8 protein-coding genes are annotated in these 10932 nt (G+C 69.0%); 1 reads left to right on the top strand and 7 read right to left on the bottom strand.

The window, feature by feature from the left end:
* Nucleotides 1–370 (bottom strand): zinc ribbon domain-containing protein (locus AB0I88_RS35495; RefSeq protein ID WP_361035111.1); only part of this gene is annotated, 370 nt, incomplete at its 3' end.
* On the opposite strand from AB0I88_RS35495, the gene dctP reads away from it, so the two are divergent.
* Entirely contained in the window at nucleotides 346–1335 is a 990-nt protein-coding gene (dctP, locus tag AB0I88_RS35490) for a TRAP transporter substrate-binding protein DctP (RefSeq protein WP_361035108.1), read from the top strand. The genes AB0I88_RS35495 and dctP overlap by 25 nt on opposite strands.
* Nucleotides 1336–1372: 37 nt before the next feature.
* Here the strand turns inward: dctP and yicI are convergent, their stop codons facing one another.
* The 6 genes from yicI to AB0I88_RS35460 all read right to left on the bottom strand — a co-directional run bounded on the left by yicI (nucleotide 1373) and on the right by AB0I88_RS35460 (nucleotide 10925).
* Entirely contained in the window at nucleotides 1373–3631 is a 2259-nt protein-coding gene (yicI, locus tag AB0I88_RS35485; protein WP_361035105.1) for an alpha-xylosidase, read from the bottom strand.
* 19 nt (nucleotides 3632–3650) lie between these two features.
* Nucleotides 3651–4535 (bottom strand): carbohydrate ABC transporter permease, encoded by an 885-nt coding sequence (locus AB0I88_RS35480; RefSeq protein ID WP_361035102.1) that lies wholly within the window; start codon nucleotides 4533–4535, stop codon nucleotides 3651–3653.
* Entirely contained in the window at nucleotides 4532–5431 is a 900-nt protein-coding gene (locus AB0I88_RS35475; RefSeq protein ID WP_361035099.1) for a sugar ABC transporter permease, read from the bottom strand. The genes AB0I88_RS35480 and AB0I88_RS35475 overlap by 4 nt, the downstream gene beginning before the upstream one ends.
* A gap of 69 nt (nucleotides 5432–5500) precedes the next feature.
* Entirely contained in the window at nucleotides 5501–6811 is a 1311-nt protein-coding gene (locus AB0I88_RS35470; protein ID WP_361035096.1) for an extracellular solute-binding protein, read from the bottom strand.
* Nucleotides 6812–6910: 99 nt separating this feature from the next.
* A complete protein-coding gene (locus AB0I88_RS35465; protein WP_361035093.1) occupies nucleotides 6911–7927 on the bottom strand; it encodes a LacI family DNA-binding transcriptional regulator in 1017 nt (338 codons plus the stop codon).
* 91 nt (nucleotides 7928–8018) lie between these two features.
* Nucleotides 8019–10925: a glycoside hydrolase family 3 C-terminal domain-containing protein gene (locus tag AB0I88_RS35460; RefSeq protein ID WP_361035090.1), complete on the bottom strand. Its 2907-nt coding sequence runs from the start codon at nucleotides 10923–10925 to the stop codon at nucleotides 8019–8021.
* Nucleotides 10926–10932: the final 7 nt, after the last annotated feature.

The raw sequence follows: 10932 nt of genomic DNA, 5'->3' as shown, positions 1-10932 counted from the left end.
ACCGCAGAAGGGAGGACCCTTGCTGTCTCATATCAGCTCCACAGGCTTCGCCGGGGTTGTGCCCGGCTACGGCTCGTCCAGCCGCAAGGATGTTCGTGGCCGCGTTGACGTCCCGGTCGTGTCGGGTGCGGCAGGCGGGGCACGTCCAGTGCCGGGGGTCGGGTAGGCCCGACACTTGTACGCCGTACGCATATCGACAGCTTACCGAGAGGATGTCATGAGTCAAGTGTACGCGGGCTTGCTTCCGGACCGCGTCCGCAGACCGTCCCGGCTGCGCCGGGCCGCTCCTGACGGATCCGCCATTCCTGCCCGCCCTGAAGGACGGGGCATCCTGGCGGACCTCCGGTGAATCGCCGGGATGTGATGACATCGGTGTGCGCGGTCGGCGCCGGGCTGGCGGCCGGCTGCGACCGGTCCCCGGCGGAGAAGGCCGAGTCGCTGGACGTCCTGCTCGGCGAGTCGGTTCAGCGTACGAGCCCGATGGTCGCCGCCGAGGAGTTCTTCGCCGCCCGGCTGTCCGAGCTGACCGAGGGCCGGTGCCGGGTGACCGTGAAACCCGGCGGCGAACTGGGCGACGAGCAGCGCATGGCGGAGATGCTGCGCACCGGGAAACTGGCCTTCTGCAAGACGCTGCTGGCCAACCTCACCGCCTACGACAAGCGGCTCGGGGTGGCGAGCCTGCCCTACGCCTTCGACAGCCGCGACCAGTGTCTGGAGAGCTTGCGCGGCGACTTCGGCCGGCGTTGCTCGGCGATCCTGGCCGAGCACGGCCTCGTCATGCTGGGCTTCTTCTACGCCGGGGACCGCAACCTCTACAACCGGGTACGGGTGATCCACACCCCGGCCGATCTCAAGGGCCTGCGGATCCGGGTGCCGCAGAGCATCCTCTCCATCGACATGATCAACGCGCTGGGGGCGACCGCGGTGCCGCTGGCGACCAACGACATCGGGCCGGCGCTGCGGCAGAAGGTGGTCGACGGCGCCGAGAACAGTGTCATCTTCTACACGACCGAGCAGCACCTCACGTACGCGCCGTACTTCTCCTGGACCCGGCACCAGTACGGTGTCGACGTCCTGCTGACCGGGGCGGCGTGGCTGTCGGAGCGGACGGCCGCGATGCGCGACGCGATCCTGGAGGCGGGACGGCTCGCCCAGGAGGAGGAGATCCGGCTGTGGACCGCGGCCACCGAGAAACGGACCGCACAGGCGAAGCAGCAGGGCGGCCGGTTCAACGACGTCGACACGGCCGCTTTCCGGCGCGCCCTGGCGAAGGTGATCAGCTCGCACCGGACCGCGTTCGGGGATCTCGCCGACCTGTTGCCGGGCACGGGGTGACCGGCCCCACCGATGGGCGGGGCCGGTCACCGGACCGCTAGTCCAGGGTGAGGGTGCAGCTGTCCTCGCCGGCGCTCAGCGAGACGACCCGGTCGCCCACCCGCACCTGCCACGGCAGGGCGTCGCCCATCCGGCCCACCACCACCGCGGATCCCTCGCGCGACACGGTGAACACCGTGTCCGCGCCGGCCGGCCCGGGAACCACCACCGCGGTGCGGCCCTCGGCCGGCTCGAACAGGCGCAGCGTCACACCGTCGCGGTAGTCGTAGTCGGGACGGTCGTGGCGGGCGCCGACCGGGATGACGGCGCCCGGCCGGACCAGCAGCGGCGCGCTGTCGAAGCCGTGGATCTCCCGCACCCAGCGGGGGCCCTCGACGACGTCGGCGTTGCCGGTCGACGGGACGTAGCGGGTCCACCGGCCCTCGGGCACGTAGTAGGACACCTCTCCCCCGGCCGAGAAGACCGGCGCGACCAGCAGGTCGGCGCCGAGCATGTACTGCCGGTCCAGGTAGGTGGCCGCCGGATCGTCCGGGAAGGCGACCGGCATGGGCCGCATCACCGGCAGACCGGTCAGGTGCGCCTCCCGGGCCGCGCCGAAGATGTACGGCATGAGCCGGTACTTGAGGTGGGTGAAGTGCCGCAGCACGTCCACCGACTCCTCGTCGAACAGCCACGGCACCCGGTAGGAGGAGCTGCCGTGCAGCCGGCTGTGCGACGACAGCAGCCCGAACGCCACCCACCGCTTGAACACCGCCGGGTCGGGCATGCCCTCGAAGCCGCCGATGTCGTGGCTCCAGAAGCCGAAACCGGACGACATGAGCGACAGGCCGCCGCGCAGGCTCTCCGCCATCGACTCGTACGTGCTGGAGTTGTCGCCACCCCAGTGGACCGGGAACTGCTGCCCGCCGACGGTGGCCGAGCGGGCGAACAGGACGGCCTCGCCCTCGCCCTTGGCCTCCCGCAGCACCTCGAAGACGACCTCGTTGTAGAGCTGCGTGTAGTAGTTGTGCATCCGCTCCGGGTCGGAGCCGTCGTGCCACACCACGTCGGTGGGCACGCGTTCGCCGAAGTCCGACTTGAACGCGTCGACGCCCATGGCCACCAGGGCGCGCAGCTTTCCGGCGTACCACTCTCGGGCGGCGGGGTTGGTGAAGTCGACCAGGCCCATGCCGGCCTGCCACAGGTCCCACTGGAAGACGTCGCCGTTGGGGCGCTTGACCAGGTAGCCGTTGGCGGCGCCTTCGGCGAACATCGGCGAGCGCTGCGCGATGTACGGGTTGATCCACAGGCACGTCTTGAGTCCCCGGTCGGCGAGCCGTTTGAGCATGCCCGGCGGGTCGGGGAAGACGCGCGGGTCCCACTCGAAGTCGCACCAGTTGAACTCGCGCATCCAGAAGCAGTCGAAGTGGAAGACGGACAGCGGCAGGTCCCGGTCGGCCATCCCGCCGACGAACTTGTTGACCGTCTCCTCGTCGTAGTCGGTGGTGAACGAGGTGGTCAGCCACAGGCCGAAGGACCAGGCCGGCGGCAGCGCGGGCCGCCCGGTCAGGGCGGTGTACTTGCGGATGATGTCGGCCGGGGTGGGGCCGTAGATGACCAGGTAGGACAGGCGCTGCCCGGCGACGCTGAACTGGGTGCGGGTGACCATCTCGGAGGCGACCTCGAAGGACACCTTGCCGGGGTGGTCGACGAGCACGCCGTACCCGCCGTTGGTGAGGTAGAACGGTACGTTCTTGTACGCCTGCTCGCTGCTGGTGCCGCCGTCCTCGTTCCAGATGTCGACGGTCTGGCCGTTCTTGATCAGCGGGCCGAACCGTTCGCCCAGGCCGTAGACGACGTGGCCGACGCCGAGGTCGAGCTGCTCGTGGATGTAGTCGCCGTCGGGGCCGGTGACGGCGCCCATGCCCTTCCAGCCGCTGCCGGTGAGCCGCCGGCCGTCGGCGAGGAAGTCGAGCCCCCAGTTGTCGCCGTCGTTGAACCGTGCGGTCAGGGCGCCCGAGGTGAGTGAGAGCCGGTCCACGGTGACGTCCACCGGAGCATCGTCAATGACGAAATTCGGGGTTCGGGAACGCTCTCCCTGGAAGTGCGACACCGTCACCCGGATGACGTCGGGAGCGGGGGCCGTGCACTCGACGGTGAGGAGGCCGGAGTTGAGCGTGTCACCGCGGTGGTGGATCGGCCGGGTCGCCGCCCAGACGGTCAGCGAGTCCGGGCCGGGTGCCGTGTCCTGGAGGTGAGCGGGGTGCAGCACGGTGAGGCCGCCACGTTTGCGCCAATAGCCGTCGGTGAACTTCATGAAAGTCCTTTACTGGGGATCACTTGATGGCGCCGGCGGCGATGCCGCGCGTGAGGGTCCGCTGGAAGATCAGGAAGAAGAGGATCGCCGGGACGATGCCGATCAGGGCCGAGGCGCTGGTCGTGGTGGCGTCCATCATCCGGTCGCCCTGGAGCACGCCGAGGGCCACCGGGACGGTCTGGTTGTCGTTGGATACCAGGAAGACCAGCGGCAGGAAGAACTCGTTCCAGGTCCAGATGAAGAAGAAGGTGAACAGCACCGCGAGGGTCGGCCCGCTGACCGGGACCACCACCCGCCACAGGGTCCGCCACTTCCCGGCGCCGTCGACGGCGGCGGCGTCCAGCAGTTCCCTGGGGAATTCGGAGTAGACCGAGGTGAGCAGGTAGGTGCCGAAGGCGCTCTGGATGACCGTGAAGATGATGACGATCGCGATCAGGCTGTCGTAGAGGCCGGCCTCCTTGGAGATGTAGTACAGCGGGTAGACCAGCACCTCCTGCGGCAGCAGGTTGGCGACCAGGAAGAACACCAGGAACCAGACCCGGCCCTTCACCCGGCCGATGCCCAGGGCGTACGCGTTGAGGATCGACAGCACGACGCCGAGCACCGACACGGCCAGCGCGGTGACGAAGCTGTTCCAGAGCTTCTGGCCGAAGTCCACCCGGTTCCAGAAGTCGACGATGCCGTCCCAGTACAGCTCCGCCGGGATGGACAGCGGCCCGTTGGCGGCGTAGTCGGCCGGGCTCTTGAACGCGTTGACGGCGACCGCCAGCATCGGCCCCACCATCAGCAGGAGCAGCACCAGCAGCCCGGCCAGGACGAGGAATCGAACCGGATTGCGGTGTTTCGCCGCCTCCGGCGCGTCGGTCGTCACGGCCTGGCCGGGGGCTTCCTTCAAAACGGTCATCGCAGCTCCTCCGACCGGTGCTGGAGTCGCAGGAACAGGAAGGCGAGAATCACGATCAGCACGGTGAGCACCGTGGAGATCGCCGAGCCGTAACCGACCCGGGCCTTCTCGAAGTAGTTCTCGTAGGCGAAGTACGACGGCACCATGGTGCTGTTGGCCGGCCCGCCCTTGGTGAGCACGAACACCTGCGCGAAGATCTTGAGCGCCGCGATCGTGGTGGTGACCAGCACGACGTAGAACTCGGGCCGGATCATGTGCACGGTGATCTTGCGGAATCGCTGCCACCAGGTCGCGCCGTCCAGGTCCGCGGCCTCGTAGAGCGACGGGTCGATCCGGGAGAGCCCGGACATGAACATGACGATCGGGTAGCCCAGCTGGAACCAGATCATCACCCCCATCACGCTGTACAGCGCGTAGTTCTCGTCGCCGAGCCAGTTCTTGGCCAGGCCCTCGAGACCCACGGTGTTCAGGATCTGGTTGAGCGCGCCGTAGCTGGGATGCAGGATCCAGCTCCAGACGATGCCGGTGACCGCGACCGGCAGCACCTGCGGCAGGTAGTAGCCGGAGCGGAACAGCCCGGCCCACCGGTCGCCGAAGTGCTTGGCCACGTAGTCGAACAGGACGGCGGCCAGCACCAGCCCGAGCAGGGTCGGCACCACCGCCATCGCGATGACCAGCAGCCCGATGTTGCCGAACGACTGCCAGAACAGGCTGTCCTCGAAGAGCCGGGTGTAGTTCTCCAGGCCGACCCACCGGGGGTCGCCGACGCCCGTCCATTTGGTGAAGCTGTAGTAGACCGTCATCACCAGCGGTACGACGATCACGCCCAGCGAGGCCAGCACACCGGGAATCAGATAGACCGCGTACCCGCGGTTCTTTGTTACACGTCCGGCCATGCCGGGCCCCTTTCCGCGGCGTGGGCGGTGCCAGCCGCCCACGCCGCGCTCAACGCGAGGTCACTCGCTTCACTTGCCGAGGTCGGCCAGGTTCTCGTTGTACGGCTTGGCGATCTCGTCGAGGAAGGCGTCCGGGGTCTTCGAGCCGTTGATCAGGCCCTGCACACCGGCGACGAGCACGTCGTAGTAGCCGGGAGCCGGCCAGTCCGGGTAGAAGGCGAGGCCGTCGCTGGTCGAGATCTTGTTGAAGGTCTCGACGAGTTCCTTGTTCTTCGGGTCGGTGATCTGCGCGGGGTCGGCCGCGACCGGGACGCCGCCGCTGTTGCCGAGCAGCGCCTGGACCTCGGGCGACATGGTGATGTCGATGAAGTCGTACGCCAGCGTCTTGGCCTTGCTCTTCTCCGGCACGACCCACAGGTTGCCGCTGGAGCCCGGGTGCAGGGTGTTACCCGGGAAGAGGAAGGTGCCCCACTCGAAGTCCTTGATGTCGCTGGCGAAGCGGCCGTACCACCAGGAGCCGGAGATCAGGATCGGGAACTTGCCCTGGGTGAAGGAGACGCCCATGTCCTCGGCCTTGATGCCGGCCGAGTCCTTGCCGATGTAGCCCTTCGACACCCAGTCGGCGAACGTCTGCGCGCCGTAGGTCAGCTGCGGGCCCTTGAAGTCGACCTTGTTCTTGTACAGCTGGTAGTCGTCGACGAAGGCCCGGTCGGACTTCGCCAGCGCCAGCTCGTAGAAGATCTGCTGCGCGGGGTACTCCGCGCCGCCGACGGCGAGCGGGGTCACCTTGTTCGCCACGAAGGTGTCCATCACCTTGGTGAACTCGTCGAGCGTGGTGGGAACGGCCAGCTTGTACTGGTCGAACATCTTCTTGTTGTAGTAGACGGTGACGAACTCGCCGTAGTTGGGCACGCCGTAGACCTTGCCGGTGCCCATGATGCCGTCTTCGTCGTACTTCGCGGTGGTCTGCAGGCTGGCGCTGAGCTTCTTGTCCCAGCCGCGCTTGCCGAACTCGTCCGAGATGTCGGTGAGCAGACCCTGCTTGGAGAGCAGGCCGGCGGTCGCGTTGCCCTTGTTGTACTCCATCAGGTCGGGCGCACTGTCCGAGTTGAGGATCATCTGGGCGTTCTGCTGGATCTGCTCGAAGCCCTTCTCCTCGAACTTCACCTCGACGCCGGGGTGGCTCGCCTTGAACAACTCGATGGATTTGTTCCAGGCGACGCCCATGGCGCTCTCCGGCGCCTCGTAGTGCCAGAGGGTCAGGACCTTCGCGTCGGCGCCCTCCTCGGACGAACCCTCGTCTCCACCGCACGCGGCGAGACCGAGGGAAGCTGCCAGCAACAGAGCACCGGCGGCAAGGCCGGATCGTGATCGGAACATAGCCGTCCTCCCAGGGGGACTGGTCAGGGAAGCGAAAATTCGTCGAAGCGCTTCGACGATGGGCTCTGAGCAGACGCTAGGGAACGAGCGCCATTCGTGTCAACGGTGTGACGACGAGATTTCGCGGCAGCTTTCCCGCTCGACCAGACTCGGCGCGAGCAGGCGGGTGTACTCCACGCGGCGACCGTCCAGCAGCCGGATCACGGTCTCCACCGCGAGCGTGCCGACGTCATGGGCCGGAATGTCGATCGAGGTCAGGTGCACCGGCATCGCCGTCGCCACGTCACGCGGGCAGACCGCGACGACGGAGACGTCCTCCGGCACACGCCGGCCGGTGGCGTGCAGGAGGTCGAGCAGCGGCCGCAGCGCCTCCTCATTGTGCACCACCAGGGCGGTCAGCCCGGCCAACTCGGCATCCAGGTCGGCCATGCAGGAGCGCACGCCCTCGGCGCCCGGCTCGCACGGGTGGGTCACCGTCTGCAGGCCCAGATCGACCGAGGTCTCCAGGAAGCCGGTCAGGAACCGGTCGGCGTACGTCGTCTGCCGCCTGTACACCGCCGGGGACGGGCCGACCAGGCCGATCCTGCGGTGCCCGTGCACGGCCAGATGCGTGAGCGCCACCCGGGCGGCGGCCGCGAAGTCCAGGTCCACGCAGGCGATGCCGGTGTGGTCGGCGGGCAGGCCGATCAGCACCGACGGCTGCTTGAGCTTGCGCAGCGCCGGGATACGCAGATCGTCTCGTTCCAGGTCCATCAGTATCAACGCGTCGACCATGGTGCTGTGGGCGACGCGTTCCAGCCCGGCGGTGCCCTCGTCCTTGGTCAGCAGCAGCACGTCGTGATTGAACGACCGCGCCGCCGTCACCACGGCGGTCGCGAACTGCATGATGACCGGCACGTTCACGTCCACCCGCAGCGGCGCCACCAGGGCGATCACGTTGGTCTTGCTGCTCGCCAGGGCACGGGCCCCGGCATGCGGGTGGAAACCGAGCTCGGCGATCGCGGCCTGCACCCGGGCGCGGGTCTCCGCCGAGATCGGGCGGCGGCCGCTCAGCACGTACGACACCGTGCTGGGCGAGACCCCGGCCGCCTTGGCGACGTCGTTGATCGTCGGCACTGCGCCTCCCCAAGTCGCCACGGCCTTCCCCTTCCGTCGATCCTAGGAGATCAGCGGGGGTGCACCCGGGCGGGTACACCCCCGCCGGCCGTCACGTGATGCTGAACGTGGCCAGCCGCAGGCCGGGGCTGGGCACCAGGTAGACGTCCTGCCGGCCGGAGAAGCGGGCCAGCGTGGCCGTCACGGTCGCGTACCGGTAGACGTCGCCGGTGCCGGGCAGCGCCGCCGTGCCGAGCAGACGGCCCTTCGGCGAGCCGAGGCGCACCTCGACCGTCCCGGAACCGGAGGCGCGAGCGGTGAACGTGGTGCCGCCACGCAGCGCGGCGTCCTCGAACGCGATCCAGTCACCGGCCCCCTGCGCGCCGACCACGGTGCCGCTCGCCTTGCTCTCGTCGAGAAGCTTGACCCCGGCGTACGCGTCGAAGGTCTCCGCTCTTGTCGGAACGGACAGGTCGCGGGCCGGAATGGTCTCGCCCTTGACGGCGAGGGTGGCCCGCTGCCGGATGTCGCTCGACGACGCGCCGAGCAGCACGTCGTGCACCGAGGTCTCGACCACCCAGCGCTGCCGGGTCTGGTCCCAGCGGGCCAGGTCGGACGGTTTCACGTCGAAGGTGACGACCTTCGACTGCCCCGGGGCGAGCGAGATCCGCTGGAAGCCCCGGAGCTGCTTGTTCGCGGTCTCGTCACGGGAGCTGCGCTGGTGGGTGTAGAGCTGGACCACCTCGTCACCGGCCCGCTTTCCGGCGTTGGTGACGGTCACGCTGACCCTGCCGTCGCGAACGGCCGGCACGCCGTACCGGAACGTGGTGTACGACAGCCCGTGCCCGAACGCGTAGAGCGGCTTGGCCTCGCTGTACAGGTACGTCTGGTTCGTGGCGGCGATGTCGTACTGGAACAGGTCGCCGGGCAGCTGATCGTCGGACCGGTACCAGGTCTGGGTGAGCCGCCCGGCCGGGTTCACGTCGCCGTAGAGCACGTCGGCGACCGCGTGCCCGGTCTCCGCCCCGGCGTGCGTCGTCCACAGGATGCCGGGCACGTGCTGCTGCGCCCAGTTGATCGTCTGCGGATAGCTGCTCTGCAGCACCACCACGGTCCGCGGGTTCGCCGCCCGGACCGCCCTGATCAGCTCCTCCTGACGCGCGCCCAGGGCGGTGGAGACCCGGTCGTGCACCTCACGGCCGGCCACGAACGGGTCGGTGCCGACCACGACCACCGCGGTCCGCGCCTTCCTCGCGCTCGCGGCGGCCTCGGCCACCCCGTCGACCAGCAGCTCGCGGGTGAACCTGGCGGCGCCCGCCGCGGTGGCCGAACCCAGGGTCAGGTTGCCGTCGGCGCCGACCGTGACGTAGTGCTCCTTCGGGAACCAGGGCTCCTGCGTCTCGTAGCCGGCGTAGTGCAGCACGACCGTGCCGTCCGGCTGCTCCTCCACCTTGAACTGCTGCTGCACGAACCAGCCGGAGGGCTCGTCGGCGTTCGCGGCGAACGGGCCCCAGTTGTAGGAGACCAGCTTGCCGTTGGCCACGCTGCGCAGAGTGGACACGCCGTCGCCCCAGTCCACGGTGTCGAACTGGGCGGCCGGGCCGGGCTCGGCGGCGGTGCCGATCACGCCGCCGTCCAGTGCGGCGACGTACCGGCCGGTGGCGGCGTCCTTCAGCGCGATGCGGTCGGCGCCGGCGCTCGTGGACACGGCGGACGCCCGCTCGGTGATGCCGTCGAGGACGCTGACGCGGTACGGGAGCCGGCCCCCGTACCAGTCGCTGTAGAGCTTGTCGGCCGTCGGACCGACCACCGCGACCGAGCCGCCCGGCGTGAGCGGCAGGATGCCGTTGTTCTTGAGCAGCACCGATGCGTCGGCGGCGGTCTCCCGGGCGAGCGCGCGGTGCGCCGGGCTGTCGATCACCGACGGGGTGATGTCCGCGTAGGGACCGCCGTCCGGGTCGAACTCACCGAGCCGGAAACGGATGCTCAGCGCGTTGCCGACCGAGGCGTCGATGTCGGACTCGGCGAGCAGGCCCCGCTCGAGCGCCTCCTTGATCGCGGTGACCGTGGGCACGGCGTCGGTGTCGTTGACGGTGAAGCTGTCCAGGCCGGCCTTGATGGTGGCCGCGTTCGCCTCGGCCTGGGTGACGAAGTAGGCCTGCGAGCCGGTCAGGTTGGTCGGCGCCCAGGCGTCGCTGACGTTGAACAGGCGCTCGTCGCTCCAGTCGCGCAGCAGCGTGCCGAGGTCCGGGTCGACGGTCGCCGGCCGGCCGTTGATCAGGTTGTAGGAAGCCATCACACCGGTGACCGCACCGTTCTTCAGCGCGATCTCGAACGGCTTGCGGTCGTATTCGTTGAGCACCCGCTGCGGCACGTTCGACGAGGTGCGGTCACGCGACGTCTCGTTGTTGTAGGCGGCGTAGTGCTTGAGCGTGGGCGCGACTTTCAGATGGTCCGGGTCGTCGCCCTGCAAGCCCTGGCCGTAGGCGGTCGCGATCGCGCCGGAGAGCAGCGGATCCTCCGAGTAGCCCTCCTCGTTGCGGCCCCAGCGCGGGTCGCGCAGCAGGTTGACCACCGGCGCCCAGGTGTTGAGGCCCCAGATCTCCGGGTCCTGCGCGTGGAAGCCGCGCAGCTCGTCGCCGACCGCCTCGCCGACGCGGGTGATCAGTGCCGGGTCCCACGTGCTGGCCAGGCCGACGGCCTGCGGGAACACCGTGGCCGTGGCGTCGACCTTGGCGGAGTTGTTGCGGTGGTCGTTGGACCAGGCGACCCCGTGCAGGGCCTCGGTGCCGGTCTTGAACAGTCCGATGCCGAGTCGCGGGACGGCCGGCTGGTACTGGTGCAGCAGGGAGATCTTCTCGTCCAGGGTGAGCCGGCCGACCAGGTCGTCGACGCGGGCCTGGAGCGGCAGTGACGGATCACGGAACGGGTAGGCGGGGTCGGCGTGCGCCGCTCCCGGCGCCAGTGGCACGACCAGCAGAGCGGCGGCGAGCGCGGTCAGGCCGCGTCGGAAACGCATGACGGTC

Origin of the sequence: Actinoplanes sp. NPDC049802 (genome assembly GCF_040656595.1) — a bacterium.
GTDB lineage: Bacteria > Actinomycetota > Actinomycetes > Mycobacteriales > Micromonosporaceae > Actinoplanes.
Note: the sequence above shows the minus strand (reverse complement) of the source record. Positions and strands in the feature narration are given on the sequence as shown.

Excerpts from the sequence above, each read along its gene's own strand:
- yicI (WP_361035105.1), bottom strand. The coding sequence starts at position 3,631 with ATGAAGTTCACCGACGGCTATTGGCGCAAACGTGGCGGCCTCACCGTG.
- AB0I88_RS35480 (WP_361035102.1), bottom strand. The coding sequence starts at position 4,535 with ATGACCGTTTTGAAGGAAGCCCCCGGCCAGGCCGTGACGACCGACGCG.
- AB0I88_RS35475 (WP_361035099.1), bottom strand. The coding sequence starts at position 5,431 with ATGGCCGGACGTGTAACAAAGAACCGCGGGTACGCGGTCTATCTGATT.
- AB0I88_RS35470 (WP_361035096.1), bottom strand. The coding sequence starts at position 6,811 with ATGTTCCGATCACGATCCGGCCTTGCCGCCGGTGCTCTGTTGCTGGCA.
- AB0I88_RS35460 (WP_361035090.1), bottom strand. The coding sequence starts at position 10,925 with ATGCGTTTCCGACGCGGCCTGACCGCGCTCGCCGCCGCTCTGCTGGTC.